30 protein-coding genes and 1 pseudogene are annotated in these 24,714 nt (G+C 67.0%); 11 read left to right on the forward strand and 20 right to left on the reverse strand.

All coding sequences use genetic code 11. The features are described from left to right. Positions 1–10: 10 nt before the first annotated feature. The 4 genes from ACEN9G_RS04575 to ACEN9G_RS04590 form a co-directional block, all read right to left on the reverse strand. Positions 11–1,342: an Nramp family divalent metal transporter gene (locus tag ACEN9G_RS04575; protein ID WP_413341139.1), complete on the reverse strand. Its 1,332-nt coding sequence runs from the start codon at positions 1,340–1,342 to the stop codon at positions 11–13. A gap of 86 nt (positions 1,343–1,428) precedes the next feature. Further along, a complete protein-coding gene (locus ACEN9G_RS04580) occupies positions 1,429–1,737 on the reverse strand; it encodes a chaperone modulator CbpM (protein ID WP_413341137.1) in 309 nt (102 codons plus the stop codon). A 3-nt stretch (positions 1,738–1,740) separates the two neighbouring features. After that, a complete protein-coding gene (locus ACEN9G_RS04585) occupies positions 1,741–2,679 on the reverse strand; it encodes a DnaJ C-terminal domain-containing protein (RefSeq protein WP_413387307.1) in 939 nt (312 codons plus the stop codon). 339 nt (positions 2,680–3,018) lie between these two features. Next, positions 3,019–3,351 (reverse strand): hypothetical protein, encoded by a 333-nt coding sequence (locus ACEN9G_RS04590; protein WP_483126432.1) that lies wholly within the window; start codon positions 3,349–3,351, stop codon positions 3,019–3,021. A 108-nt stretch (positions 3,352–3,459) separates the two neighbouring features. On the opposite strand from ACEN9G_RS04590, the gene ACEN9G_RS04595 reads away from it, so the two are divergent. The 3 genes from ACEN9G_RS04595 to ACEN9G_RS04605 all read left to right on the forward strand — a co-directional run bounded on the left by ACEN9G_RS04595 (position 3,460) and on the right by ACEN9G_RS04605 (position 8,455). Continuing rightward, positions 3,460–4,365, forward strand: a complete 906-nt coding sequence (locus ACEN9G_RS04595) for a c-type cytochrome (protein WP_483126433.1) — start codon at positions 3,460–3,462, stop codon at positions 4,363–4,365. A 64-nt stretch (positions 4,366–4,429) separates the two neighbouring features. Beyond that, complete coding sequence (locus tag ACEN9G_RS04600) at positions 4,430–5,836, forward strand: MATE family efflux transporter (protein ID WP_413341889.1); 1,407 nt, start codon at positions 4,430–4,432, stop codon at positions 5,834–5,836. Positions 5,837–6,235: 399 nt separating this feature from the next. Continuing rightward, positions 6,236–8,455, forward strand: a complete 2,220-nt coding sequence (locus tag ACEN9G_RS04605; protein ID WP_413341890.1) for a S9 family peptidase — start codon at positions 6,236–6,238, stop codon at positions 8,453–8,455. Positions 8,456–8,515: 60 nt separating this feature from the next. Here the strand turns inward: ACEN9G_RS04605 and ACEN9G_RS04610 are convergent, their stop codons facing one another. Next, the gene (locus ACEN9G_RS04610; protein ID WP_036237358.1) at positions 8,516–8,695 is read right to left on the reverse strand and encodes a CsbD family protein; all 180 of its coding nucleotides are present in this window, start codon (positions 8,693–8,695) and stop codon (positions 8,516–8,518) included. 121 nt (positions 8,696–8,816) lie between these two features. Between ACEN9G_RS04610 and ACEN9G_RS04615 the strand changes: the two genes are divergently transcribed. Continuing rightward, the gene (locus ACEN9G_RS04615; RefSeq protein WP_413341891.1) at positions 8,817–9,884 is read left to right on the forward strand and encodes an AI-2E family transporter; all 1,068 of its coding nucleotides are present in this window, start codon (positions 8,817–8,819) and stop codon (positions 9,882–9,884) included. Between the two features lie 51 nt (positions 9,885–9,935). On the opposite strand, the gene ACEN9G_RS04620 is transcribed toward ACEN9G_RS04615, so the two are convergent. The 4 genes from ACEN9G_RS04620 to ACEN9G_RS04635 all read right to left on the reverse strand — a co-directional run bounded on the left by ACEN9G_RS04620 (position 9,936) and on the right by ACEN9G_RS04635 (position 11,402). Then, complete coding sequence (locus tag ACEN9G_RS04620) at positions 9,936–10,115, reverse strand: CsbD family protein (protein WP_056129126.1); 180 nt, start codon at positions 10,113–10,115, stop codon at positions 9,936–9,938. A gap of 102 nt (positions 10,116–10,217) precedes the next feature. Continuing rightward, the gene (locus ACEN9G_RS04625) at positions 10,218–10,844 is read right to left on the reverse strand and encodes a class I SAM-dependent methyltransferase (protein WP_413341896.1); all 627 of its coding nucleotides are present in this window, start codon (positions 10,842–10,844) and stop codon (positions 10,218–10,220) included. A gap of 145 nt (positions 10,845–10,989) precedes the next feature. Beyond that, positions 10,990–11,229 (reverse strand): M13-type metalloendopeptidase, encoded by a 240-nt coding sequence (locus tag ACEN9G_RS04630; RefSeq protein ID WP_413341898.1) that lies wholly within the window; start codon positions 11,227–11,229, stop codon positions 10,990–10,992. Next, positions 11,121–11,402: a hypothetical protein gene (locus tag ACEN9G_RS04635; protein ID WP_413341899.1), complete on the reverse strand. Its 282-nt coding sequence runs from the start codon at positions 11,400–11,402 to the stop codon at positions 11,121–11,123. Before ACEN9G_RS04635 ends, ACEN9G_RS04630 begins: the two co-directional genes overlap by 109 nt. Positions 11,403–11,526: 124 nt before the next feature. Between ACEN9G_RS04635 and ACEN9G_RS04640 the strand changes: the two genes are divergently transcribed. After that, positions 11,527–11,811 (forward strand): flagellar protein FliT, encoded by a 285-nt coding sequence (locus tag ACEN9G_RS04640; protein ID WP_091659394.1) that lies wholly within the window; start codon positions 11,527–11,529, stop codon positions 11,809–11,811. Between the two features lie 6 nt (positions 11,812–11,817). Here ACEN9G_RS04640 and ACEN9G_RS04645 read toward each other — a convergent pair whose 3' ends face one another. The 3 genes and pseudogenes from ACEN9G_RS04645 to ACEN9G_RS04655 form a co-directional block, all read right to left on the reverse strand. Then, the gene (locus ACEN9G_RS04645) at positions 11,818–12,213 is read right to left on the reverse strand and encodes a winged helix-turn-helix transcriptional regulator (protein WP_413341894.1); all 396 of its coding nucleotides are present in this window, start codon (positions 12,211–12,213) and stop codon (positions 11,818–11,820) included. A 355-nt stretch (positions 12,214–12,568) separates the two neighbouring features. Beyond that, on the reverse strand, positions 12,569–13,024 hold the full coding sequence (locus ACEN9G_RS04650; RefSeq protein ID WP_495605575.1) for a hypothetical protein: 456 nt from the start codon (positions 13,022–13,024) through the stop codon (positions 12,569–12,571). Between the two features lie 241 nt (positions 13,025–13,265). Then, positions 13,266–13,586: pseudogene (locus ACEN9G_RS04655) on the reverse strand (type IV pilus assembly protein FimV); the annotation flags it as partial. Between the two features lie 86 nt (positions 13,587–13,672). On the opposite strand from ACEN9G_RS04655, the gene fumC reads away from it, so the two are divergent. The 3 genes from fumC to ACEN9G_RS04670 all read left to right on the forward strand — a co-directional run bounded on the left by fumC (position 13,673) and on the right by ACEN9G_RS04670 (position 15,831). Next, the gene (fumC, locus tag ACEN9G_RS04660; protein WP_413345061.1) at positions 13,673–15,067 is read left to right on the forward strand and encodes a class II fumarate hydratase; all 1,395 of its coding nucleotides are present in this window, start codon (positions 13,673–13,675) and stop codon (positions 15,065–15,067) included. A 117-nt stretch (positions 15,068–15,184) separates the two neighbouring features. Next, the gene (locus ACEN9G_RS04665) at positions 15,185–15,397 is read left to right on the forward strand and encodes an RNA-binding S4 domain-containing protein (protein WP_413345059.1); all 213 of its coding nucleotides are present in this window, start codon (positions 15,185–15,187) and stop codon (positions 15,395–15,397) included. 170 nt (positions 15,398–15,567) lie between these two features. Continuing rightward, on the forward strand, positions 15,568–15,831 hold the full coding sequence (locus ACEN9G_RS04670) for a DUF883 family protein (RefSeq protein WP_413345057.1): 264 nt from the start codon (positions 15,568–15,570) through the stop codon (positions 15,829–15,831). On the opposite strand, the gene bufB is transcribed toward ACEN9G_RS04670, so the two are convergent. The 8 genes from bufB to ACEN9G_RS04710 form a co-directional block, all read right to left on the reverse strand. Further along, positions 15,822–17,477, reverse strand: coding sequence for an MNIO family bufferin maturase (gene bufB, locus ACEN9G_RS04675; protein ID WP_483126435.1), 1,656 nt, complete (start codon positions 17,475–17,477; stop codon positions 15,822–15,824). The two genes, ACEN9G_RS04670 and bufB, sit on opposite strands and share 10 nt — an antisense overlap. Positions 17,478–17,485: 8 nt before the next feature. Beyond that, positions 17,486–17,755: a BufA1 family periplasmic bufferin-type metallophore gene (locus tag ACEN9G_RS04680; protein WP_371764832.1), complete on the reverse strand. Its 270-nt coding sequence runs from the start codon at positions 17,753–17,755 to the stop codon at positions 17,486–17,488. A gap of 237 nt (positions 17,756–17,992) precedes the next feature. Further along, positions 17,993–18,193, reverse strand: coding sequence for a YjfB family protein (locus ACEN9G_RS04685; protein WP_413345589.1), 201 nt, complete (start codon positions 18,191–18,193; stop codon positions 17,993–17,995). Positions 18,194–18,286: 93 nt separating this feature from the next. Then, positions 18,287–18,823, reverse strand: coding sequence for a molybdopterin-guanine dinucleotide biosynthesis protein B (gene mobB, locus ACEN9G_RS04690; protein WP_413387294.1), 537 nt, complete (start codon positions 18,821–18,823; stop codon positions 18,287–18,289). Continuing rightward, complete coding sequence (locus tag ACEN9G_RS04695) at positions 18,810–19,457, reverse strand: general secretion pathway protein GspB (RefSeq protein WP_483126436.1); 648 nt, start codon at positions 19,455–19,457, stop codon at positions 18,810–18,812. The genes mobB and ACEN9G_RS04695 overlap by 14 nt, the downstream gene beginning before the upstream one ends. A 1-nt stretch (position 19,458) precedes the next feature. After that, the gene (locus ACEN9G_RS04700) at positions 19,459–21,048 is read right to left on the reverse strand and encodes an ExeA family protein (RefSeq protein WP_483126437.1); all 1,590 of its coding nucleotides are present in this window, start codon (positions 21,046–21,048) and stop codon (positions 19,459–19,461) included. A gap of 15 nt (positions 21,049–21,063) precedes the next feature. Next, positions 21,064–21,549: a hypothetical protein gene (locus ACEN9G_RS04705; RefSeq protein ID WP_413344912.1), complete on the reverse strand. Its 486-nt coding sequence runs from the start codon at positions 21,547–21,549 to the stop codon at positions 21,064–21,066. After that, positions 21,531–21,716 (reverse strand): hypothetical protein, encoded by a 186-nt coding sequence (locus ACEN9G_RS04710; RefSeq protein ID WP_036238481.1) that lies wholly within the window; start codon positions 21,714–21,716, stop codon positions 21,531–21,533. Before ACEN9G_RS04710 ends, ACEN9G_RS04705 begins: the two co-directional genes overlap by 19 nt. A 185-nt stretch (positions 21,717–21,901) precedes the next feature. Between ACEN9G_RS04710 and ACEN9G_RS04715 the strand changes: the two genes are divergently transcribed. The 3 genes from ACEN9G_RS04715 (at position 21,902) to ACEN9G_RS04725 (ending at position 24,684) form a co-directional block, all read left to right on the forward strand. Continuing rightward, positions 21,902–22,870: a hypothetical protein gene (locus ACEN9G_RS04715; protein ID WP_413344910.1), complete on the forward strand. Its 969-nt coding sequence runs from the start codon at positions 21,902–21,904 to the stop codon at positions 22,868–22,870. Positions 22,871–23,087: 217 nt separating this feature from the next. Continuing rightward, positions 23,088–24,449 carry a GIN domain-containing protein gene (locus ACEN9G_RS04720; protein WP_483126438.1) on the forward strand — a complete coding sequence of 454 codons (1,362 nt, stop codon included), beginning with the start codon at positions 23,088–23,090 and terminating at the stop codon, positions 24,447–24,449. Positions 24,450–24,459: 10 nt separating this feature from the next. Beyond that, on the forward strand, positions 24,460–24,684 hold the full coding sequence (locus ACEN9G_RS04725; RefSeq protein WP_413343878.1) for a hypothetical protein: 225 nt from the start codon (positions 24,460–24,462) through the stop codon (positions 24,682–24,684). Positions 24,685–24,714: the final 30 nt, after the last annotated feature.

Raw genomic sequence — 24,714 nt, forward strand, 5'->3', positions numbered from 1 at the left:
ACGCGGCGAATCAGGCGGACAGCGCCTGCCACACCATCCATGCGTTGGCGGAGGAAATCACGACGAACAGGAACCACGACAGCACCGTCGTCCACCACTTGTTGCCAAACTGCCCCATCAGGTCGCGGCGGCCCGTCAGGCGGATCAGCGGGTACATGGCGAACGGCAGCTGCAGGCTCAGCACGACCTGGCTGCCGACGAGCATCTTGCCGATGGCGTGGTCGCCCAACGTGAGCACGCCGATCATCGCCGGCCCCAGCGCCAGGCCGCGCGTGATCAAGCGGCGCTGCCAGCAGGGAATCCTGAGTTTCAGGAAGCCTTCCATGATGACCTGGCCGGCGATGGTGCCGGTGAACGTCGAGCTCTGGCCGGACGCCAGCAGCGCCAGGCCGAACAGGATCGCCGCGGCCGCCGTGCCCGCGACGGGGGCCAGCAGGTAATAGGCCTGGTCGATGTCCATCACATTGCCGCCGCCCGGTTTATGGAACGCGGCCGCGGCCAGCACGAGGATGGCGCCGTTGATGAACAGCGCCAGCAGCAGCGACACGACCGTGTCGATGCGCGACAGCCTGATCGCTTCGGCCAGGTGGGCGCCGTCCTGGTTGAGGTCGTGGCGCAGGACGCGCGTCTGCACGACGGACGAGTGCAGGTACAGGTTGTGCGGCATGACGGTGGCGCCGAGGATGCCGATGGCGAGGTACAGCGCGTCGCGCTGGCCCACCTTTTCCAGCGACGGCACGAGGCCCGCCAGGACGGCGCGCGGGTCCGGGTCGACAAGGAACAGCTCCGTGAACAGGCAGATGGCGATCGTCGCGATGAGGCCCAGCACGATGGCTTCCAGTTTCCGGAACCCCGTGCCTTTCAGCCCCAGCACGATGATGGTGTCGAGGGCCGTCAGTGCCACGCCGACGGGCAGCGACACGCCCAGCAGCAGATGGAACGCGAGCGCGCAGCCGAGCACTTCGGCCAGGTCGCACGCGATGATCGACAGTTCGGCGAACGCCCACAAGCCTTTCGCGTGCACTGGCGAATATTGTTCGCGGCAATGTACGGCGAGATCCTTGCCCGTGACGATGCCGAGCCGCATGCTCAGGCATTGCAGCACGATGGCCGCCAAGCTGGACAGAACGACGACGAACAGCAGGTCGTAGCCGAACTGCGAGCCGCCCTGGATGGCGGTCGCCCAGTTGCCCGGGTCCATGTAGCCGACCGACACCAGCAGGCCGGGGCCCGCATAGCGCAGGATCTTTTTCCACAGCGGATCGTTCTCGGGCACGCTGACGGTGCCGGAGACTTCCGATGGGCAGAACGGTGCGGTGGCGTTGGTCGGTAGTTTGAGCATAGCGGGCAAGATAGCACGGTGAGTCTGGCGCACACCGCGCCCCGCCGCGCCCGCCATAAGACCGGTGCCCGCAGGCGGTCGGACCTTTAGTCGATGCCGAGCACGCGCATGCGGGCGCGCAGGCGGCGGATCTCGTCGGCCATGTCGACCACGAGCGCGGCGAGGTCCTCGTTGGCGTCGAAGTCGCGTTCGACGCTCAGCAGGCGCCGGGCCCGTGCCAGGTCGCCGCTGCGGAAACGCCAGCTCGTCACCTGCACGCTGGTCTCGCCGCCCAGCACGCCCGCCTGCACGTGGCGCACGACCCAGTCGGTCTCCACGTTGCAGGCGCGCGCCAGTTCGTCGAGGGTCAGCGCCACGTCGTCCAGCAGCACGCCGGTGAGAATATCGTCATGCATCGTTCAGGCTCCTATGCGTTCGCGTGGATTGAAGGCAAGGTCGCGCGCCATCGCCTCGTACAGCTCGCGCGCACGGTCGCTGGTGGCGGGCGGCAGCACCACGTTCAGCATCAGGTACAGATCGCCCGGCGTCCTGGCCGGAATGCCGCGTCCTTTCAAGCGCAGCTTGCGTCCGCTCTGCGACCCCGGCGGCACCGTCACCTCGACCGTGCCGGACGGCGTGGGCACCGAGATGCTCGCACCGAGCGCCGCTTCCCACGGCGCCACCGGCACGTCCTGGTACACGTGTGTCCCTTCGACGCGATAGCGCGGGTCGGGGTTCAGCTGGATTTCCAGATACAGGTCGCCGGCCGGCCCGCCGCCGAATCCCGGATGCCCCTGCCCCCGCATGCGCAGCTGCTGGCCCGGCGTGACGCCTTTCGGGATGTTCACGCTGAGGGTCTTGTCCTGCATCGTCGTGCGGCCCTGTGCATCGTGCTGCGGAACGCGCAGGCTGACCGTGCGCGTGGCGCCCTGGTAGGCGTCGCGCAGGTCGATGGAAATCGCCGCGTGGATGTCCTCGCCGGGCATCTGGAACCCGCCGCCGCCCGCGTGCGCGCCCCCGCCCGCGCGCGAACGCCGGCCCACGTGGGCGAACAGGTCGTTGAAGAAATCGTCCCCGCCGGCACCGCCGAAATCGAACTGCGTGCCCCAGTCCGGCGGCGGCTGGAAGCCCTGGCCGGGTCGGTGCCCGCGGCCCAGTTCGTCGTAGGCCGCACGCTTTTCGGCGTCGCCCAGCACGTCGTAGGCCTCGTTGATTTCCTTGGTCTTCGCGTCCGCGTCCTTGTGCTTGCTGACGTCGGGGTGGTACTGCCGCACCAGCTTGCGGTAAGCCTTCTTGATGTCGTCCTGGGTCGCGGTCTTCTCGACACCAAGCGTCTGGTAATAGTCCTTGTATTCCACGAGCTTGCTCCTGGATCGGTTGGATAGTTGAATGTCCCGTAAGTTGTGGCGGGGGGCTTGCTTTTCAACTACGCCTCTTCTTGGCGCGGGATGACAAGAAGCTCAGTATCCCGGCATGCCTCGCTTAAAAATCAGTTTTTGAAATGTGGCTTTCCACCTTAACCACACGATCGCTCAACCGTGCTTGAATATGCACTTTAGTGACGAATCTTGTCGTGTCTTTTCGATCCGCGCTTACGATGGTCGATTTTGCACTTCCGTCGTAGGAACACGGTGTATCGGTCGCGGACGGGCAAATAAAACCCAGTTCCTCCAAGGCTTTGCGGCGGTCGACTTGATTCACGACTCGAGGAGAATTGACCAGATTTCCAATCGTATGATCCACGGCCACCTCACCCAAAAAAGCGAATGTTGTAGTTGTGTCGCGACTTCACTATGACCGAGTCCGGTGTAATCGTTAGTTGCAGCCGGATCAATAGCACATGCAGAAATTAACAGTGGGAAAATATATCTGATAATTTTCATGTGCGCGCATCCGGCGGCTGCTGCGGCAGCCAGAACAGCCTGGACGGTAACAGGAACAACGGCACGGCGAACTGGAGCAAGGACGCCAACCTGCAGTGGCTCACCAACTTCACTACCCAATAAATCAATGACGCATGCTTGATGCATGCCTCATCACGTCTCCTTGGCCGTGCTTAGCATTTCAACCAGTATCCGGCCAAAAACGGCAGTGCTAGATTCCTCGTGTTGCCGTTCGTCCAACAAGGAGAGAGAGTCATGGTGAGCAAATGGGTCAAGCGCACGAGCATCGCATTGGCGGCACTCGCCCTGCTGGGGGTCGCCACGGCCGGCGTCGGCAAGGTGCTGGGGGAACGCAAGATGGCGCGCAGCATCGCGTTGCAGGTGCGTCCGCTCGACGTCGTGCCCGACGTCGCCCGCGTCGACCACGGCCGCTACCTGTACAACACGCGCGGCTGCGCCGAATGCCATGGTGCGGACGGCGCCGGCCGGACGGTCGTGCGCGACGGCGGCATGCTCGTCGTCGCCCCCAACATCACGGCGGGCCCGAACGGCACCACGGCGCGCTACCGCGTGATCGACTGGGTGCGCACCGTGCGCCATGGCGTCAAGCCGAACGGCAATCCCGTCATGATCATGCCCAGCGAGGATTACAGCCGCCTCAGCGACGAAGACATGGCCGCCCTCGTCGCCTTCCTGGAACAGATGCGCCCCGTGTCCGGCGTGAAGGCCGTCATCGACGTGCCGGTGCCCGTGAAGGCGCTGTACGCGTTCGGCGTGATCAAGGATGCGTCCGAAAAGATCGACCACGCCCTCGCGCCGCCGCAGGCCATGCCGGCCGCCGTCACGCCGGCGTATGGCGCCTATGTCGCCGCCACGTGCACCGGCTGCCACGGCGCGGACCTGGCCGGCGGCCGCGTCCCCGGTGCCCCGCCGTCGTGGCCGCCCGCCGCGCGGCTGGCGCCCGGCAAGGGCAGCGCGATGAACCGCTATCCGACGGCGGACGCGTTCATGGCCATGCTGCGGACGGGCCACCGGCCGGACGGCAGCGCGATCAGTCCCGTGATGCCGTTCGGGTCGTTCCGCCAGATGAACGAGACGGACCTGCGGGCGCTGTATGCCTACCTGAAATCGGTACCGGGGACGACCCTGGCGCAACGGTAATCAGCCGTCACACGGTGTCGGCAATTCCTCAGTAAAATGATCGGTTTCCCCAGCAAACCGATCCATGACGTCCAACCTGTCCAGCGCCGGCGCCCTTGCACCGCATCCCGTCCGCACCGAGATCGCCACCTTGTGGCGGCTCTCGTGGCCCATGCTCGTGGGCCAGCTCGCGACCGTCGGCATGGGCGTGGCGGACGTCGCCATGACGGGCCACGTCAGCGCTGAAGAGCTCGCCGCGGTGTCGCTCGGCACGTCCGTGTGGTCGATCATCCTCGTTACCGTCATGGGCATCATGATGGCCGTGAACTCGGTCGTCTCGCACGAGATGGGCGCCGCCCGCTTCGACCGCATTTCCCACTCCGTGCGCGAATCGCTGTGGATGGGTCTCGGCGTCGGCGTCGCGGGCTGTCTCGCGGCAAACCTGTGCACGCTCGTGTTCGACCACATCGGCCTGGACCAGGCCGTCGCGGACCGCGCCTCAAGCTTCCTGCACATCATCAGCCTCGGCATGCCCGCGTTCGCCTGCTACCGCGCGCTGTACGGTTATACGACGAGCATCAACCAGACCAAGCCGATCATGATCATCGCGCTCTGCGGCCTCCTGTACAACATCGGCATGAACTGGCTGTTCATCTTCGGCGAGTTCGGCTTGCCGAAACTGGGCGCGCTGGGCTGTGCCGTGTCCACGGCCAGCGGCATGTGGCTGATGCTGGGCGCGATGGTCGTGTGGATCAGGGTATCGCCCGCCTACCGCCGGACGTATCCGTTCACGCACTGGGAAGGCCCGAACTGGAAAGAGATCGGCAGCATGCTGCGCCTGGGCCTGCCGATCGGCATCACGCACTTCGCCGAGGTCAGCGCGTTCGGCATCATCAGCCTGCTCGTGGCGCGCTTCGGCGTGATCGAGGTGTCGGCGCACCAGATCGCGCTGAACTTCGTGTCGCTCGTGTTCATGGTGCCGCTGAGCTTCGGCATCGGCGCGCTCACGCGCGTGGGCCAGGCGATGGGTGAAGGCAATCCGGTGCGCGCGCGTTTCGTCGCCTGGGTGGGTACGGGCATGTGCATCGCGTTCGGCCTGATGTCGGCCATCGGCATCGCCCTCTTCCGCTGGCAGATCGCGGCGATGTACACGTCCGACGCGGCCGTCCAGGCCACGTGCGTGATGCTGCTGCTGTTCGCCGCGCTGTTCCAGCTGTCCGATTCCACGCAGGTCGCGGCCGCGTCCGCCATCCGCGGCTACAAGGTGACGCGCTCGCCGATGGTGATCCAGATGATCGCGTTCTGGGGCGTGGCCCTGCCCGTCGGCTGGATCCTGGGCCTCGCGCCGGACTGGTTCCCGTGGTCGCCGGGCAAGCCGATGGCCGCGACCGGCTTCTGGATCGGCCTCGTGCTCGGGCTGACCGTGGCCGCCGTGTTGCTGGCGTGGTCGCTGAATCAACTCTCCAAGCTGCGCATCCGCGACCACGCATAAATTCGGGGTCAGAGCACTTTTTTGTGCACAATCCTTGAAGCAAGCTTTAATGGTGGCCCAGGCCCGCTTGCACTTCCTGTTGCAAGCGCCGGGTGTCCTCGCAGCGATTTTGTCCGGCGACACATTGATCGAAAATGTGCTCTGACCCCGAATTTAAAGCAAAAAAAAGCCGATGGACGGGGAATCCATCGGCGTAACCCTAGGAGAGAGTTTCATCCTATTGTCGGCATTGGGGTGCCGACGAAATGATCATAGTGCATCGCAGCAGATGCAAACATTACAGTTCGTCCATCATCCCTTCCTTCCCGCCCGCCGTCTTTACAGCGTTTCGCGGACGACTCTGGTATCGTTCCGCCGTTGCACAAGAATAATTTCTTAATTCTTTACCCAAGAGCCCCCATGCGCCTTTTTCTCTGCCTTTTAGCCGCATTGTCGGCCGTTCCCGCATCGGCGGAACGGCTGACGCTGGACCGTATCCACGCCGACCCGGCGTTGGCCGGTCCAGGCGTCCGCAGCCTGCGCGTCTCGCCCGACGGCGAACGCGTGACCTTCCTGCGCGGACGCACCGACAACCAGTTCCAGCTGGACCTGTGGGAATTCAACATGAAGGACAAGACCGCGCACCGCCTGGTCGACTCCAAACAACTGGTCCCGAACGAGAACCTGTCGCTGGAAGAAAAGGCAAGGCGCGAGCGTGCCCGCACGGCCAGCCTGTCCGGCATCCTGAGCTATAGCTGGTCGCCGGACGGCAAGCAGCTGCTCGTGCCAATCGCGGGCGACCTGTACCTCGTCGACGTGAACCGGCCGGAAGCCGCACGCAAGGTCGCGTCCGGCAATGTCGGCGATCCGAAGATTTCGCCGAAGGGCCGCTACGTCTCGTACGTGCGCGACCAGAACCTGTTCGTCATCGACCTCACGACGGGCCAGGAGCGCCAGCTGACGACGGACGGCAAGGACACCGTGCACAACGGCGAAGCGGAATTCGTCGCGCAGGAAGAGATGGACCAGCACACGGGCTATTACTGGGCCCCGGACGATTCGGCCATCGCCTACCGCCGCTATGACGAGGCGCAGGTGCCCGTCGCGCGCCGCTTCGAGATCTTCGCGGACCGCACGGAAGTCATCGACCAGCGCTACCCCGCCGCCGGCGCGAAGAACGTCGAGATCGACCTGATGATCGTGAACCCGGCGACGGGCGCGCAGAAGAAGGTCGACCTCGGTCCCGAGAAGGACATCTACCTCGTGCGCGCAGACTGGAGCGCGGACGGCAGGACCCTCGTCTACCAGCGCCAGTCGCGCGACCAGAAGCGTCTCGATCTCGTCGCCGTCGACGCGGCCACGCTGACCCAGCGCCCGCTGCTGACGGAAACGTCGAAAACCTGGGTCAGCATCCACGACGACCTGCGCTTCCTCGGCCGCCAGAAAGCCTTCATCTGGGCCTCCGAGCGCAGCGGCCGCAAGCACCTGTACCTGTACGACCTGTCGGGCAAGCTGCTGCACCCGATCTCGAGCGGCGAATGGGGCGTCGACAACATCCTCGCCGTCGACGAGCAGGCCGGCAAGGTCTATATCGCGTCGAACAAGGATGCCGTCATCGACAAGCAGACGTATGTGCTGAACCTCGACGGCAGCAATGCGAACAAGCCGGTCCGCCTGACGAAGCAGGACGGCTGGCACGAAGACGTGTTCGCCCGCAACGGCAAGATTTTCGTGGACACGTTCTCCGATCCGGACACGCCGCCGCAAGTGTCGATCCGCCGCGCGGACGGCAGCATGGTCGAGTGGCTCGAACACAACGAGCTGAACGCCCAGCACCCGTACGCGAACTACGCGAAGGACCACCTGCCAACGGAATACGGCAGCATCAAGGCGCACGACGGCCAGACGCTGTACTACTCGATGATCAAGCCGGCCAACTTCGATGCGACGAAGCGCTACCCGGTCTTCCTGTTCACGTACGGCGGCCCGCATTCGCAGCGCGTCACGCGCCAGTGGGGCAACCTGTTCAACCAGTACATGGCCCAGCAGGGCTTCGTCGTGTTCGTGCTGGACAACCGTGGTTCGTCGCGCCGCGAGCGCGCGTTCACCGACGTCATCTACGGCAACCTCGGCGCGCATGAAGTCGAAGACCAGCTGACGGGCATCGACTGGCTGGCGCAACAAAGCTTCGTCGATCCGAAGCGCGTGGGCGTGTTCGGCTGGAGCTATGGCGGCTTCATGACCCTGCGCCTGCTGGAGGCTGGCTCGGACAAGATCGCGATGGGCGTGTCGGTGGCGCCCGTGACGGACTGGGCGCTGTACGACACGCACTACACCGAGCAGTTCGTGGGCGCGACGCCGCAGGCGGATCCGGCCGCGTACGAGCGCAGCGGCGTGTTCGCGCACCTGGATGGCCTGAAGTCGCCGCTGCTGCTGGTGCACGGCATGGCCGACGACAACGTGCTGTTCACGAACTCGACGCGCCTGATCGACGCGCTCGTCAACCGCAACGTGCGCTTCGAGCTGATGACGTATCCGGGTGCCAAGCACGGCATTTCGTCGCGTGCGGGACAGCGCCATGTGTACGGCCTGATCGAGGCGTTCTTCAAGAAGAACCTGGGCGGGACCGCCCCGAAGTAAGATTCGTTTCCCAATAAAAAAATCGGCCGCAACGTGCGGCCGATTTTTCTTGGCGCCAGCTTATTTGGTGGCGTCGTGGATTTTTTCCTTCAGGTCGCCCAGCTTTTCCTGGGTCTTACCTTCGACCTGGTTCTGCAAGCCTTTCACCTGCTGCTCCGGGCTGCCGACGATCTTGCCGGCCTCCTCCTGGATCTTGCCGCCGATGTCTTGCAGTTTGCCGTTGATCTGGTCCGAATTCATGGTGTTCTCCTTTCGTTCAAAGCTCGACACCATCGTAGCGCCCGCGCCCGTATGGCTCAGTTAGCGCACGCACATTGCCACGCGCGCGACGGTCCCGCGGCGCCGCTGATAGCATTCTGTCATGAACGACACGTCCACCTCCCCCGCCGTCAAGCCGGCACAGCGCAAACTGATGCGCCGCTTCGTCCTTGTCGACGGCATCGCGGTGCTCTTCCTCGCGCTCGCCGCGGCCGTCGTGCTGGCCATCGACGCGCTGCTGCTGCTCTTTGCCTGCGTCCTGTTCGCCGTGCTGTTGTACGAGCTGAGCGCGATCCTGTGCCGGCGCTTCGGCTGGAACCGCAAGCTCGCGCTCGTCGTCGTCGTGCTGGCGCTGCTGCTCATCATCGGGCTCGGCGGGTGGGCGATGGCGCCCCAGATTGCCGAACAATCGACCGAACTGGCGCAGCAGATTCCGCAATCGCTGCAGCGCCTGCGCCAGATGGTGGAGAACCAGCCGCTGCTCGCGCGGATCGCCGCCGACCTGCCGGACGCCAAGGAACTGATCGGATCGATGCAGCAGTTCGTGCCGAACGCGGGCCTGTTCTTCGGCGGCGTGCTCGGCGCGCTCGGCAACGTCGTTATCATCGTGTTCGTCGGCATTTATTTTGCGCTGTCGCCGCGCCAGTACAAGCAAGGCATCGTGAAGCTCGTACCGCAGGGCAAGCGCGAGCGCGCCGTGCAGGTGATGGACGACATCGGCGACACGCTGGCGCGCTGGCTGATCGGCAAATCGCTGTCGATGCTGATCGTCGGCGCCGCGACGGCCGGCGGGCTCACGTTATTGGGCGTGCCGCTGGGACTGATCCTCGGCATCATCGCCGGGCTGCTCGACTTCATTCCCTACATCGGCCCGATCATGGCGGGCGTACCGGCGGTATTGATCGCGCTGTCGATCAGTCCCGACCTGGCGCTGTACACGGTGCTGCTGTTCCTCGGCATCCAGACGGTCGAAGGGTATGTGCTGCAGCCGCTCGTCGAGGCGCGCGCGGTCGAGATTCCGCCTGCGCTCACCATCGTCATGCAACTCGTGTTCGGCACGCTGTTCGGTTTCGCGGGCATCGCGCTGGCGACGCCGTTGACGGCCATGTTGGTGGTGCTCGTCGACAAGCTGTACGTGGAAGACATCCTCGGCGACCGGCAGGCCGAATAAGTAAAACGGCCGCACGCGGCGGCCGTTGGTCAGGTGGACAGGGTCCGCGTATCAGCGGTTGCCCTTGTTGATCGCGTCACGCAGATCACCGGCTTTTTCCTGCACCTTGCCTTCGACCTGCTTCGACAGGCCCTTGGCCTGCTGTTCGCTGCTGCCGACAGCCTTGCCGACTTCCTCCTGAATCTTGCCACCGATATCCTTGGCTTTACCTTTGATTTGGTCGTCGTTCATGTCGGAATCCTCCTTGATGAGTAAGACCGCTTGCGAATCAAGCGGGATGCATTCAGGATAATTGGATGGCGGCCTTCATTCTGTACGCAAACTAACAAACCATTAACTTGCCTTGCGCCACACGCTGGCCAGCCAGGGCTGCTGCTCGCGCGGCAATCCTTCCGGACGGTAATAGTGGCGCAGCGGCACGAAGCCGGCCTCGACGACGTAGCGCTCCCAGGCGGCGTAGTCGTGGAAGCAGCCGTAGCGCGGCCCGTTCCACCCTTCTTCGTTATGGCCGCGTGGATTCGAGCTGAACAGCACGCCGCCCGGCTTCAGCGCCGCATGGAGTTCCTTCAACACTTTCGGCAACAGCTCGCGCGGCACGTGGAACAGCGACGCGTTCGCGAAGATGCCGTCGAACGTCGCGTCCGGCAGATGCAGGTCGATGAAGTTCTGGTGCCACACCTCGCAACCGCTGTACGCGCGGGCCATCTCGACGAATTTCTCGCTGCCGTCCAGGCCGATGGCATGGTGGCCCAGCGCCGTGAACGTTTTCAGATCACGCCCCGGCCCGCAGCCGAAGTCGAGGATCGTGTATGGCGCCGGCGCTTCGATCGCACTCAGCAGCGCATCGATGTTCTGGCTGACGTCGTGGTCGATGGTGCCGGCGAAGAACCGGCGCGCGTTGTCGTCGTAATGGTGCAGCGTGCGCCGCGTGATGTCTTCGTAGTCGTCGTCTTCGATCATGTGTGCAAAGTGATGAATGATGCGCCGGTCGACGTCGAGATAATGCTGTTTCATAGCAAGAACCACGATGAAAGATGCCCGAACCATTCTAGTTCGGGGCTCTTTCCGACCGGCGCAGCTTACCCGTCAGACATAAATCGCCGGTTTACCAAACGCGTACGCGCTCGTCCGGCGGCAGGTACAGCGCCTGCCCCGGCTGCACGTCGAACGCCTTGTACCAGGCGTCCAAGTTGCGCACGGTGGCAGTGCGATATTGCGGCGGAGCGTGGCCGTCCGTCAGGATACCGCGCCGCTCGGCCGCCTCGCGCGCCTTCGTGCGCCAGCTCTGCGCATAGCCCGGTCCTCGGGGATGGTCGTTTTGGCAAGCCAGTCCTTGTTGGCCCAGGCAAAGAAATCGTCGCCCGGCCGCAAGGTGGCCTGGGCGGTCCCGGCCGCATTGACGTCCTCCCTGGCCGCGGGCGGGGTCTGCCCGGATGCCGCCGCGCCCGTGGTAACGAGCGCGGTACCGCACATCGCGAGGACGATGACGGTCCTGACCGGAGTCCAGCTGATGTTCATGGTGCCTCTCCTAAAAAAATTTCAAAAAAATCTTTCGAAAACCCTAAAGTTCTCCAAAACGCTGCCGTAAAAGGCAGACAACCGGCAATCCGGCCGGAGTTTGCCTCATTGGTGGAGCGCAGTCATGACGTCCAACGAAGTCCTCGCAATGTACGAAAACATCGCCGCCCTCAGCAGCCGCATGGCTGTCGCTGCGCGCGAAGGGGATTGGGACGGCCTGGCACGCCTGGAAACGCAGTGCGCCCTGCAGTCGAGCGCGGCGAAGAGTGGCGTCCCGCCGCTGGATGGCGCCGCCCGCAAGCGCAAGATCGACCTGCTCAAGCAGATCATGGCCAACGACCGCGCCGTGCGCGACATCACCGAGCCGTGGATGGGCCAGCTGGACCGCGCACTGAGCCCCGCCCACTGATCCGTCCTACCCCGCCTGAGGCCCCTTCGACTTGCCGTCCAAGGGGCTTTTTGCTTTCTGCGCGGCCAGGATGCCATCCATGTTCCCTTCGATCCATGCGGCGAGGTCGCCAAGCTTGTGCCCGATCTGCTCGCCGAGCGGCGTCAGCCGGTATTCCACGTGAGGCGGGACGACGGGATGGGCGATGCGCTGCACGAAGCCGTCCTGCTCGAGCCAATACAGCGTCTGGGCCAGCATTTTTTCGCTGATGCCGCCCACCTTGCGGCGCAGTTCGCCGAAGCGGTGCGTGCCATCCGTCAACGCGACGAGCAGCAGCACGCCCCAGCGGCTCGTCACATGTTTCAGCACTTCACGCGACGGGCAGTATTCGGAGAATAAATCCGCGCGTACCAGCTCGTTCATGCCCCCTCCTCGATCGATGATCTGCCCCTATGGTAGCGATAACCCGAGCGGGAGGCCAACGCGCGCCGCGCAAACAAAAACCGCGCAGCGACGTGGGTCATCAGCGCGGTTTCCAGGAATGGGGAGCGCGACTACCAGGCATCCCCTGGCGTCGCCTCTTGCCGGTTGCCTCCGGCGTCCGTCTGCCACTGTTGGCAGCGAACCGCTTCCGGCATCAGGCGCTTCCTCAGCGATCGTCCGACCCCGCGCCACGCTATCGGTGGTGGCTGCGGCGGACCCTGATCCGTGTACTTCTGGATTGAGTATAACGCAAAATCCGCACTTGTGTAGACGAGTCGAGCGAAGATTTTGAACACTACTCCAGCGTCGGCTCGGCGGCCCCGCCTGCCGCAGGCGGCGCCTTGCGGCGACGGACGGCATATGCCCCCGCCCCACCCAGCGCCAGCACGCCGATGGCGGCGCCGATCCAGCCCCACGGCAAGCGTTCGTCCGGCGGCGGCGCCTTCGGCTTGTGCGGCACGAGCGGCTTGATCGACGAGATCGGGCGCGGGCCGGCGGGTTTCGGCAGAGGCGGCGCCGGCTTGCTCTCCGGCCTGGTCTCGGGCTTCGGCGCCTCGTGCGCCACGGCCGGCGCGGCCAGCGACACCTGCAGCTTCTTCATCCGGTCCTCGACCTGGCCGAGGCGGGAACGCAACTCGTCGTTCTTCGCGCCGAGGGCCGCGCAGGCCTGCACTTCCTCGGCCCGAGGCGCACAGGCGGGCGGCGGGACCTCCGGCCTGCCGACGGGCGCCGGCGGCGGACGGCGCACCACCGGCACTGGGCGGCGGCGTTACGGGTTTTGCGGCTTCGCGCCGGACCACCGGCGCCGCGTGCGCCACGCGGGCCCGTTCGACCTGCGCGAGCAATACCGCGTCGGGGTTGGCCGGCGGCACCGGCGCCGGCGCAGGTGCCGCCACGCGCACGGGCGCGGGCGGCGGCGCGGGATTCGGATCCGGTGTCAACCACAGCGTGGCCAGGCGCACGGCACGCTGGCCCTTGTCGACGAGTTCCAGGTACAGGTGCACATGGTCCGCGTCGACGGCACGCAGCGACGTCACGTGCAGGAACTGGCGGCCGTCGCGCCGCATCACCGACAAATTCAGGCTGGACAGCACGGGCGGCACGGCGATGCCCGCACCGTTGTAGACCTCCGGGCTGGCCACGCGCACCTGCACGGGCGTGGCGGCATCGTCGAGCATCGTCAGCTCGACGTCGGCCACGAGCGGCTGGCCGATGTGCGACGACACGCGCGGGTCGCCCAGCTCGGCCGCGTGGGCGGATGCAAGCGCGGCGAGAGCGAGGCTGGAGAGAATAAGGCGGGTGCGGCGGGCCATGGCGTGGAAAAATGGGGGCTACAACGTGGTTAACGGCCGTTGCGGTACACTCTTTAATTCCATTGTCAAACCAACAGGATGCATCCATGGAAAACCGGATTGAGAAGGACAGCTTCGGCCCGATCGACGTACCGAACGATCAGCTGTGGGGTGCGCAGACCCAGCGTTCGCTGCACCACTTCCACATTTCGAGCGAGAAGATGGCGCCGGAACTGGTCGCCGCACTGGCGCAGGTGAAGCGCGCGGCCGCCGCCGTCAACCGCTCGCTCGGCAAGCTCAAGCAAGACAAGGCCGACGCCATCATCCGCGCGGCCGACGAAGTGCTGGAAGGCCGTCATCCGTCCGAATTCCCGCTGTCCGTGTGGCAGACCGGCTCCGGCACCCAGAGCAACATGAACATGAACGAGGTGCTCGCGAACCGCGCCTCGGAACTGCTGGGCGGCGAGCGGGGCGAGGCGCGCCTGCTGCATCCGAACGACCACGTCAACATGGGCCAATCGTCGAACGACATGTTTCCCACCGCGATGCACGTGGCGGCCGCGCTGGCCGTCGCCAGGGACGTGCTGCCGGCGCTGGCGAAGCTGCGCGGCACGCTGGAAGTGAAGTCGCGCGACTTCGCCGACATCGTCAAGATCGGCCGCACGCACCTGCAGGATGCGACGCCGCTCACCTTGGGCCAGGAATTCTCCGGCTACGTGGCGCAACTCGAATTCGCCGAGCACGCGATCAAGAACACGTTGCCCGGCCTGCTGCTGCTGGCCGCCGGCGGCACCGCGGTGGGCACGGGCCTGAACGCGCATCCGGAATTCGCCAACCGCATCGCGGCCGAGATCTCGTCGCGCACCGGCCTGCAATTCAAGTCGGCGCCGAACAAGTTCATGGCGCTGGCCGGCCATGACGCGATGGTGCTGGCGCACGGCGCGTTCAAGACGCTGGCCACGGCGCTGATGAAGATCGCCAACGACGTGCGCTGGATGGCGTCCGGCCCCCGCTCCGGCCTGGGCGAGATCACGATCCCGGAAAACGAGCCGGGCAGCTCGATCATGCCGGGCAAGGTGAACCCGACCCAGTGCGAGGCACTGACGATGCTGTGTTGCCAGGTGTTCGGCAACGACGTCGCGATCACCGTCGGCGGCGCGCAGGGCAATTTCGAACTGAACGTGTTCAAGCCGATGATCGCCCACAACTTCCTGCAGAGCGCGCGCCTGCTGGCGGACGGCATGCGCTCGTTCGACGAGCATTGCGCGCAGGGCATCGAACCGAATCGCAAGCGCATCGGCGAGTTGATGGAGCAGTCGCTGATGCTGGTGACCGCGCTGGCCCCGCATATCGGTTATGATCGCGCCGCGCAAATCGCCAAGACGGCCCAGCACAACGGCCTGACCTTGCGCCAGGCAGCCCTGCAATCGGGCTTCGTCGACGAGACGCAGTTCGACCAGTGGATCGTGCCGATCGAGATGACGCGGCCCAGCCCGGCCTGACGGCACCGCATCGGATACATGACGTCGCCCCGCTCGCGTGGAGGCGACGTTGTTTTTTTGAAAAGTGTTGTCTAAACGAACACAACAATACGACGCCCATTTTTAACAGAGGATAAAATGCAAACAACAACTTTTGAACTGACTTCCGAGTTCGTCGAGCTGAACCAGCTGCTGAAGCTGGTCGGCGTGGTGGACAGCGGCGGCGCCGGCAAGCACGTGGTGGCAAGCGGCGACGTGTCGGTCGATGGAAAGAAGGAACTGCGCAAGACGGCCAAGATCCGTGCCGGCCAGGTCGTGACCTTGGGCGATATCCGTATCCAGGTACGCTGAAATGAGCTGAGGCGCACCGCGCGCGCCCCGCGGTTGCACCCCGCGAGCCGTCCCCGACGGTAGGGTTGACGTTTGCGCGCTGACAAACTTGGGCAGTCCCCCTTCTCTATATTGAAGTCGTAACATTCGGCCCAAAGGTGAGGAAGATGGAAACCCCAGAATCAAGCCCCATGACGCAGCAGCGCTTGATCGGCGACCTGCGTCTCGTCATCGAAAACGCGGAAGAGCTGCTCAAGAATACCGATCACTACACCGGTGTCGTGTACCAGAACGCCCGCGCCAAGCTGGCCGTCGCGCTCAATGCCGCCAATGAGGAACTGGCCCGCTTCGAAGAGGACCAGTTGAACCGGATGATGGAAGCGACGCGTGCGGCCAACGAGCTGCACCACGACAGGACCGGAGAAGAACGCATCCTGCGCGCCTTCTACCACTGAGCGCGCGGCGCCACCGTCCACGGCGCCGCGTTCGCCCCGTTTTTGATTCCCGCCACCATTCCCCGATCGAGCCAGCGCCGCAGGTGCATGGCCACGTCGAAGTCCTCGTCCAGATCGAATGCCGCATCGAGCGCCGCGCCGAACGAATCGCCGCGCGCCAGGCACGCCAGCGCCGCATGTTCCGCCGCGCCGATGGCTTCCACTTCCACGTCGAGCCGGGGCCGCAGCACCAGCGCGTGCGTGGGCGCCTGCAATTTATCCGGGAAGCCCGGACCGTCCGCCTGGTGCGCGCGCCACAGCGCCACCGTGGCCCACGGCGACGCATGCAGGCGCAGCGCCGGATGCAGCACGGCGCGCGCCGCTTCGAATGCGTCGGGCGCGAGGCCGGCGAGGCTCGCGGGTGCCGCATCCGCATCGGGCGCGTACCACGCCTCGTGCACACACCATTCGAGGCGCGCGACGTCGGGCAGGTAGGGATGATCGGCCGCCGGCGTAAAACCGGCGAGGAAGTCCGGCAGCGCGGCGCCGAAGCGATTGAGGTCCGGATCGCGTGCCGGATGCGCCTGGCCGTAGACCCGGGCGAGCGCGTCGAAAAATTCCCCGCCCACGAGCTGGCGCAGCACGGGGTATGCCGACGCCAGCGCGCGGGTCCAGTGCGCGTGCAGGTTGCCCCGGTAGATGCCGACGCGGCGCGGATCGCCTTTCAGCAGCGGAGACAATGCGGCGTCGTGCGTGCTGTCGAACAGCGCCGCGCCGAACGTTTGCTGGAGTGCCTCCAGGCCGGCGGCCGGCGCCGGGTCGATGGGCGCGGCGGCGCTGTCGGCGCTGTCGGCGATGATGCCCTGCCCCGCCGTCGCCGCCATCGCGTCCGCCCGCGCCGCCTCGTCGAGCAGCACGTCGAGCGGCGGCAGGTCCGTGTCCCATTCGACGAGCGTGGGCACGGCGCCGAAGCGCGCCAGCGCCGCGCGGTACAGGTCCCACACGGGCGGCGCGACCCGGGCGCCGTGGTGGTCGATGAGGCCATCGGCCGTGACGAGATGGCCGCCCAGGTGGATCTCGCCCACGCAGCCGGCCGGCAGCGCGGCGATGGCGGCATGCGGATCCTCGCCGTGATTGCGCTCGTTGACGTACAGGTTGTTCACGTCCAGCAGCACGCCGCAACCCGTGCGGCGCGCGAGTTCGGCGAGGAAGTCCGCTTCGCTCATCGCGTCGCCCGCGAAGCGCACGTAGGTGGAGACGTTTTCGACGAGGATGCGCCGTCCCAGCACGTCCTGCACGCGCCCGACGCGCGCGGCGACGAGGCCGAGCGCCTCATGGTCCAGCCGCAGGGGCAGCAGGTCGTTCAGCTGGCGGTCGCGCAGCGCGCCCCAGGACAAGTGTTCGGAGACGAGGACCGGCTGGAGTGTTTGCACGAGGGCGGCCACGCGGGCCAGGTGGTCATCGGAAAAGCCGTGCACAGACCCGAGGCCGAGGCCCACGCCGTGCAGGCTGACTTGATAGTCGCGGCGCACCGCGGACAGCACGCGCCAGTCGTGGCCCGCGCGCGCGAGAAAGTTTTCCGTGTGGACCTCGACCCAGCCAACGTCGGGCCGGCGGTCGAGGAAATCGCGGTAATGCGGCGCGCGCAGACCGATGCCGGCGGCCATGGTAGTGCTTATTTACCCTGCTTCGGCGGATTGAGTTTGCCGCCGGCTTTTTCGCAGGTGCCCTTCGGGACGAATTTCCATTCGCCCGGGTCCTTGTCGGCCGTCGCCATGCCGGCGCAACCGTGGGTGGCGGTACCGCAATCGTTCTGGCCGGCCTTGGCGACGCCGTAGCATTTTTCTTCGTTGCCGGATTGCGCATCCATCTGGCCGCCGGCCGTGGCCTGGGTGGCGCAGACGCTCGCGAGCGCGGCGGCGATCAGGGCTTGTCGTTTGTTCATGAGCATTCTCCAAAAATACGCGTACGTACCGCGGGAGGCATTCTATCCCGGTCGGAACGTGCTGAGGGGAAAAGTAACCCGGCCGGGGCGGCCGTTGTCGGCTGCGCGCCGGACGTTGTCGTCACTAGCGGCAGCCCGATGGTGGCGGCTGAGCGGATGGTATTGTGTGGCCGCCCCCGTCGCGCCGGGTACTGGGCCGATAACGCGGGCGGCGGGAATTCCGTTGACGCGCGCGCGTCAGGCCGTCGTGTTGATGTGGTTGCCCAGGTGCGGCGGCAGGTTCGACGCCGGCGCGGCGGACTGCACGGCTTCCAGCAGCTGGGTGGCTGCCGCAGCCTGGATGTCCTGCGTCTTTTTCAGCACGGCGACGGCGACGTCCTGGCGGGTGCCGGTGTCGGCGATGCTGGTGGCAAGCTTGGCGATACCTAAGGCGTCCATATGCGCTCCTGGTGGGTGTGTCGACAGTCGGGCAGCACGGGGGTCGCCCGCACTGCCGCTTATCCCCTGTTATCGACAGGGCGCGCAGGAACTTTAGGCGGGCAAACCATTAAATTGCCTGACCCAGCGCAAGACCGCGTCCGGATCGAGCAGGTCGAGCCACGCCACGTGCGGCGCCAGCCCCTCCGGGCGCGCCATCGTGGACGCGACGGCCACGATGTGCGGGTCGCCCGGAAACATCGGCGGCTTGCCGACCTCCGGCCGGTACACCTCCAGCTTGGGCAGCGCCTCCCATTTATAGCCTTCCACCAGGGTCAGGTCGGCCGGCGCGAGGCGTGCCAGGTGTTCGGCCAGCGACGGCTCCGCGGCGCCGCGCAGCTCGCGCATGATGGCCACGCGGTACGGCGACGCGATCATGACCTCGGCTGCGCCGGCCGCGCGCATGCGGGCGCTGTCCTTGTGCGGCGGTTCCAGCATGACGTCGTGGTGGCTGTGCTTGACGACGTTGACGCGCAGGCCCGACGCCGCCAGCCGCGCGACGAGGAGTTCCAGCAGCGTCGTCTTGCCGCTGCCCGACCAGCCGATGACGCCCAGCACGGGCCCGCGGCCGGCGAAATCAGTAGGCGACACGGTAGCGGATTCCCCGGAAGTTCATGACGGCCGCCTTGGGCAGCAGCTTTTCCAGCACGAGGCCCGGGGCGACCTCCTCGCCTTCGTGGCGCAGCGCCTTGTCGACGATCAGCAGGCGGTCGGCCGCGTTGGCGGAATACATGTAGCCGCCGAACGTGACGCGCGGGATGTCGCGCTGCTGGGCGTCGGGCAGCTGCTGCAGGAACGGCAGGCTGTCTTCCGGCGCCGCCTTCGCGACGGGCGCCGGCGCGGCCGGCACCGGGGCCGGGCGGGATGGCGCGGGCGCGGGCGCGGGTACGTGTTCGCGCACGGTCACGGGCGGCGGCGCGGGCGCGCGTTCGCGCACGGTCACGGGCGGCGGCGCGGGCGGCGCGCTCACCACCAGCGGCTCCGGCGCAGGTGCTGCCGGCGCGGGCACGCGCTGCGTGACGGTCTGCGGCGCCGGCCGCCACAGCACCAGCGCCCCCGCTACGACGACGAGCGCACCGGCGCCGAGGCCGACGAGGAGCGGCTTGCGGCTCGCCCCGGCGGCCGCCGGCGCGGGCGTCGCGGCCTGCGGCGCGTGAATCGTCGGCGCGTTGCCGAGCTGGCGTTCGGCCTGGGCCTTCTTCAAAGCTTCGAGGATGTACGACATATCACTTCCCGGTGGCTGCCAGCAGGCGCGGTTCGTCGACGCCCGACAGCTGGTTCAGGCGCATGTAGGTGCGCGGACCGGCCAGGCCGTCCGCCTTCAGGTTCTGCTTGACCTGGAACGCGCGCAGCAGGCGCCGCGTGGGCTCGTCCAGGACTTGCCCGGCCGGCGGCGCGGCGCGCCGGCCGTCCAGTTCCGCGAGGCGGGCGGCGATCCAGTCGACGTCCGGCCCGCTGTCGCCCGGCCCCACCTGGTCGCGGAAACCGCGCGGCACCTTCCACAAGGTCGTGTACTCGCCATCGATGCGGGTCGCGAGCAGCCCCAGGCTCACCGTGTGGCGCCGGCCGTTGATCGCGAGCGTGGCCGTGTCGTCGTCCATGCCGGTCAGCACGGCGTAGCCCACGCGGGCGCCGTCGTGCAGGCCGACGATGGCCGGCCGGTCGAGCAGGCGCAGTTCGTACAGGCCGCCGCGGCCCTGGTAGCAGCGCAGGCCGGCGCGCGGCGCGGCGTCGCACGCGGCGGCGGCCGGCAGTTGCTGGCCCCACAGCGCGCCCAGTTCGCGCAGCGCGTCGTCCTGCGTGGACAGCGCCAGCGGCTTGGGCTGCATGCCCGCCTTCGCGGGCGCGGGCTGCGCTTTCACGGCCACGGGCGCAACCGGAGCAGACGTCGGACGATGCGGCACCGCCTGCCACGCCGCCGCGCTGATGGCGGCGCCGGCCAGCACGCCGCCGGCCACGAACGGCCAGCGCAGCGGCTTGCGCGGCGCACCGCCGGCGCTCGCATCGTCGCCGGCGAACACCTCGCGCGCGGCACGGCGCAGGATCGCCGGCGTGACGTCGCGGCTGTTCTCGACATAGGCGCCAAGCAGCGCGCGGTCGCACAACAGGTTGATGCGGCGCGGGACGCCGTCCGTCAGGCGGTGGATCAATGGCGCCAGCGCGGCGGGAACCGGCGTCGCGGCCTGCACGCCCGCGACGGCCAGGCGGTGCGCGACATAGGCGCTCGTCTCCTCGGCGGACAACGGGCCGAGATGGTAGCGGGCGATGACGCGCTGGGCCAGCTGCTCCAGTTCCGGCCGCGCGAGCATCGTGCGCAGTTCCGGCTGGCCGATCAGGATGATCTGCAGGAGCTTGCGCTCGCTGGTCTCCAGGTTCGTCAGGAGGCGCAGCTGCTCCAGCACCTGGGCCGACAGGTTCTGCGCCTCGTCGATCACGAGCACGTTGTTGTGGCCTTGCGCGTGGCTGTCGAGCAGGTAGGCGTTGATCGCGTCCACATAGGCTTTCACCCCCGCCGCGGACGACACGGCGATGCGGAATTCGTCGCAGATCGTCTGCAGCAATTCCTCGACCGTCAGCTTCGGGTTGAAGATATAGGCCAGGCGGCAGTCGTCCGGCACCTGCTCGATGAAGCAGCGGCACACGGTCGTCTTGCCGGCGCCGATCTCGCCCGTGAGCAGCACGAAGCCCCCGCCGCTGCCTATCCCATACAGCAGGTGCGCGAGCGCCTCGCGATGGCGTTCGCTCATGAACAGGTAACGTGGATCGGGCGCGATGGAAAACGGCGCCTGTTTTAAGTGGAAGTAGTTTGTGTACATGTCAATACCAAAAGCTTACCGGCGCGGGGGCAGCGGTTTGAACTTCGCGCAGTATATTTTGCTTTTGGCATTGTAGTAAGCGATCGTGCTGCCGGGGACGGATACGCGCAAAGGGTAAGGCGACGCATCGGCCGCCAGGTGGCGCACGCCCGCCGCCTTGCGGACGGCCTGCTCCAGTTCGTCCGGCGCCACGTCGGCGACGGCGCCCACGAACACCCATTCGCTGGTGTCGTCGCTGACCATCACCTCGGTGACGGGCGCGCCCCACAGGATCGTCTCGCCCGTGCGGAACCAGTACGCGCCGCCTTCGTGCTTGTACGCGGGGCCGAAATGGGTCTTCAGCCAGGTATAGAAATACTTGTTGTCGAGATGGTCGTGGCACAGCAGGGCCGCGCCGATGACGGGGCCGAACGTGGACGGCGGCTTGTCCTGGGTCTGCGCGTGCACGGGCCCGGCGAGCGCCAGTGCGGCAGCCAGCAGGCCTACAATTTTCCCAACCATGCGCGGTTGGCGGCGATCTTCGCCTTCACCGAGGCCGGCAGCGCCTCGTAACAGCCTGGATGCTGCTTGAGCGCGTGCTCGCGCACTTCCTTTTCCATGCCGTTGACGATGAATATATAGACGGAGGCACCTTCCGCATTCTTGCGGGTGCCCATGTAGCGAATCACGATGATCTCCTTGACGAGCACCCATTATGACATTCGCCCTCCGTTCCGGCCACGGCCGGGCACCAGGCGTGCGTCGGGATGGGGTACGCGCAATGGCCCGGCAGGCGCCGTCGTTGCGCTCCAACCACATCTGCAGCAGGTCGCGGTTGTCATGCTGCCAAGCAATCCGTAGCTATAATTCCGGCATGACGACCGCCCTCCTCCCTCGCATCTTCGCGTGCCTGCTCACCCTGGCGGCCGGTACGGCGCATGCCGCCACGCCGCGTCTCTGGAAAGCCACGCATGCGGTCGAAGGCCATGGCATGACCACGCTGTACGTGCTCGCCGCGACGCCCGCCGGCCTGCCGGCCGAATTCGACGCCTATTACACCCGCGCCGTGCTGCCCGCGCTGCGCGCGTCCGCCACGCTGGCGGTCGAGGGCGTGGACGATGGCGAGGAAGGCCCCGCGGCACCCGGATGCGACCTGCGCCAGCTCGACGAGCAAGGCATCGCCATGCTGAACGACGCGCGCCAGCGCATCCTCACGCTCGCGCTGCAGGCCGACATGGCCCGGCGCGACGCGCTCGACGTCAAGGCGCTCGCGAAGGCGCCCGATCCGGACACGCAGGCGCAGTCCTGGGCGCGCCTGATCGAGATGAGCGACGAATTCACGCTGCTGCAGTTCGCGCGCATGCAGGTGGCCGCGCTCGCGTCCGCCGCGCCAGACCACAACAAAGGCGGCAACGTCGCCGAAGCCCTCGTGCGCGCGCGTCCGGACATCCCCGTGCACGACATCGATTACCGCACGGGCATGATGCACGCCTACTGCGCCGCCGGCCCGCGCCGCACGACGATGCTGCTGGACGTCGTGGACAGTGCGCCGCCCTCCCCGGCGGCCACGGCGCGCCTCACGCGCGACTTCGACGCCCTGCTGCACGGCCGCGCGCCGTCCGACGGGAGTCTGCTGACCAGGCTGGCGCCGCTGGACGCGGGCCTCGTGTGCGCGCGCAACCGCGCCTGGATCGCACGCATGGCGAAGGTGGCGGACGGCCGCACGCATTTCTACGTGGTCCCCGTGCGCAACCTGTTCGCGGCGCGGCACGACGATGCGGATTGCGGGGGGCTGCTGGACGATCTCGCACAGGCCGGTTTCACGGTCACGGCCGTCAAGTAACCCGTCGTTCCCGCGAAAACGGGAACCCATGCCGAGCATCCCAGTCAGCGCCGTATGGATCCCCGCCTTCGCGGGGATGACAGCGACGCCATCCACTCCTTGTTTTGCGCAGCCTGTCCCCCGTTTTCGCGCATTCGTCGAAAGCCGGCTGCATCGGCGTTCTGCCTGCCGTATCGTGCAGTCTCCCGGCGCTGCCGCAGACAACCACGACGACACCATGAAAAACGCCCTCAAGCTCACCGTCCTGGCCGCCGCGCTCGCGGCCGGCGCCTTCGTCACGATGCCCGCCTCGTTCGCCCAGCCGCAGGAGACCGGCAATGCCACGGAACGGCGTGCAATCACGGCATTCAGCGCGATCGAGCTGGCGGGCCCGTACCACGTCGTGATCGACGCGCAGGCGAAGCCGTCGCTGGAACTGAGCGGCGAACGCAAGCAGCTGGCCGAGATCGAGACCGTCGTGCGCGGCGACACGCTCGTCGTGCGGCCCGTGCAGCGCAACGGTTTCTTCTTCAACTTCGGCAAGCGCCGCGAGACCGTCACCGTCCGCATCGGCGCGTCTGCCCTGAAACGCCTGACGGTGGCCGGCAGCGGCGACGTCGAGATCGACCGCATCAACGCCGAGCGCTTCACGTTGGCCGGCAACGGCCCGGGCGACGTCCACGCGAGCGGCACCGTGCGCCAGCTGACCGTGACGTCCAGCGGCAGCGGCGACCTCGAGCTGCAGCACCTGAAAGCCGGCGACGTCGACCTGGCGCTGAACGGTCCGGGCGACGTGGAACTGGCCGACGTGAGCGGCACGCTGTCCGTGCAGGCCGGCGGCTCCGGCGACCTGGAAGCGGACGGCCTGCGCGCGAGCAAGGTGACGGCACGCATGCGCGGGCCGGGCAACGTCAAGCTGTCGGGCAGCGCGCGCGAACTGGACCTGGAGATGTCCGGCTCGGGCGATTTCGAAGGCTGCGACCTGCGCGTCGACGGCGGCGCGCGCAGCGTGCAGCGGGGACCGGGCAATGCGTGCCTCGCGGGCGCCATCCGCAAGTTCGACGGCGAAGTGGACGGCTCGGGCGAACTGGCCGTGCGCGGCCTGCAGGCCGGGACGGCGCAGCTGCGCATGAACGGGCCGGGCAACGTCGCGCTGGCCGGCACGGTGGGCGACCTGAACGTGGAACTGGCCGGCTCGGGCGATCTCGATGCGGCCGGCCTCAAGGCGGGCAAGGCGACGGTGCGGGCCCGCGGCCCCGGCGGCGTCACGCTGGCGAACGTGGGCGATACGCTGGACGCGGCCCTGTCGGGCTCCGGCGGCCTCAAGGCGAGCATGTCCGGCAAGCGCCTGCTGTTGCGCATGAACGGTCCGGGCGACGCCCGCATCGACGGCAACGTCGCGCAGGTCGACGCGCAGATCGCCGGCTCGGGCAGCCTCGATGGCCATGGCCTGACGGCCGCCCATGCGGACATCGTCGTGCACGGACCGGGCACCGCGTCGGTCAACGTCGTCTCTCAGCCCGACCGCGCGGACACGAAGACCGTCGCGCGCGGCCAGCTGCTGCTCGTCGACCGCAGCGGTTCGCACACGGCCCGGTAAGGAGGTCGCCATGCTGTCCACGATGTTGCCTATACTCGCCCGCCTGAAACGCCGCCTCGCGCCGGCGTCGGCCCCCGCCGTGCGCGTGTTCCCGGACTGCTTCGCCGCCGGCGATACCGTCGTGCCGTGGGCGGACGTGAGCCGCGTGCTGGCCTATGCGAACGAGGACGGCCTGCGACCATCCGCGCGCCGGGCAACGTGCCGCCCACGGCTGAACGCCTGGTCCTTGTGCTAATGTAGCGGGCGCCGCCCACGACACGCCCAA

The organism is Massilia sp. Masssp94 (assembly GCF_059491305.1).

Coding starts and splice junctions, on each gene's coding strand:
- ACEN9G_RS04610 (WP_036237358.1), bottom strand. CDS start 8,695: ATGAATTCGGACCAGATCAACGGCAAACTGCAAGACATCGGCGGCAAG.
- ACEN9G_RS04695 (WP_483126436.1), bottom strand. CDS start 19,457: ATGTCGTACATCCTCGAAGCTTTGAAGAAGGCCCAGGCCGAACGCCAG.
- bufB (WP_483126435.1), bottom strand. CDS start 17,477: ATGGCCGCCGGCATCGGTCTGCGCGCGCCGCATTACCGCGATTTCCTC.
- ACEN9G_RS04665 (WP_413345059.1), top strand. CDS start 15,185: ATGCAAACAACAACTTTTGAACTGACTTCCGAGTTCGTCGAGCTGAAC.
- ACEN9G_RS04645 (WP_413341894.1), bottom strand. CDS start 12,213: ATGAACGAGCTGGTACGCGCGGATTTATTCTCCGAATACTGCCCGTCG.
- ACEN9G_RS04595 (WP_483126433.1), top strand. CDS start 3,460: ATGGTGAGCAAATGGGTCAAGCGCACGAGCATCGCATTGGCGGCACTC.
- ACEN9G_RS04640 (WP_091659394.1), top strand. CDS start 11,527: ATGACGTCCAACGAAGTCCTCGCAATGTACGAAAACATCGCCGCCCTC.
- ACEN9G_RS04605 (WP_413341890.1), top strand. CDS start 6,236: ATGCGCCTTTTTCTCTGCCTTTTAGCCGCATTGTCGGCCGTTCCCGCA.
- ACEN9G_RS04670 (WP_413345057.1), top strand. CDS start 15,568: ATGACGCAGCAGCGCTTGATCGGCGACCTGCGTCTCGTCATCGAAAAC.
- ACEN9G_RS04685 (WP_413345589.1), bottom strand. CDS start 18,193: ATGGACGCCTTAGGTATCGCCAAGCTTGCCACCAGCATCGCCGACACC.
- ACEN9G_RS04715 (WP_413344910.1), top strand. CDS start 21,902: ATGACGACCGCCCTCCTCCCTCGCATCTTCGCGTGCCTGCTCACCCTG.
- ACEN9G_RS04680 (WP_371764832.1), bottom strand. CDS start 17,755: ATGAACAAACGACAAGCCCTGATCGCCGCCGCGCTCGCGAGCGTCTGC.
- ACEN9G_RS04600 (WP_413341889.1), top strand. CDS start 4,430: ATGACGTCCAACCTGTCCAGCGCCGGCGCCCTTGCACCGCATCCCGTC.
- ACEN9G_RS04705 (WP_413344912.1), bottom strand. CDS start 21,549: ATGGTTGGGAAAATTGTAGGCCTGCTGGCTGCCGCACTGGCGCTCGCC.
- ACEN9G_RS04720 (WP_483126438.1), top strand. CDS start 23,088: ATGAAAAACGCCCTCAAGCTCACCGTCCTGGCCGCCGCGCTCGCGGCC.
- ACEN9G_RS04615 (WP_413341891.1), top strand. CDS start 8,817: ATGAACGACACGTCCACCTCCCCCGCCGTCAAGCCGGCACAGCGCAAA.
- ACEN9G_RS04580 (WP_413341137.1), bottom strand. CDS start 1,737: ATGCATGACGATATTCTCACCGGCGTGCTGCTGGACGACGTGGCGCTG.
- ACEN9G_RS04700 (WP_483126437.1), bottom strand. CDS start 21,048: ATGTACACAAACTACTTCCACTTAAAACAGGCGCCGTTTTCCATCGCG.
- ACEN9G_RS04625 (WP_413341896.1), bottom strand. CDS start 10,844: ATGATCGAAGACGACGACTACGAAGACATCACGCGGCGCACGCTGCAC.
- ACEN9G_RS04725 (WP_413343878.1), top strand. CDS start 24,460: ATGCTGTCCACGATGTTGCCTATACTCGCCCGCCTGAAACGCCGCCTC.
- ACEN9G_RS04620 (WP_056129126.1), bottom strand. CDS start 10,115: ATGAACGACGACCAAATCAAAGGTAAAGCCAAGGATATCGGTGGCAAG.
- ACEN9G_RS04635 (WP_413341899.1), bottom strand. CDS start 11,402: ATGAACATCAGCTGGACTCCGGTCAGGACCGTCATCGTCCTCGCGATG.
- ACEN9G_RS04590 (WP_483126432.1), bottom strand. CDS start 3,351: ATGCATCAAGCATGCGTCATTGATTTATTGGGTAGTGAAGTTGGTGAG.
- fumC (WP_413345061.1), top strand. CDS start 13,673: ATGGAAAACCGGATTGAGAAGGACAGCTTCGGCCCGATCGACGTACCG.
- ACEN9G_RS04575 (WP_413341139.1), bottom strand. CDS start 1,342: ATGCTCAAACTACCGACCAACGCCACCGCACCGTTCTGCCCATCGGAA.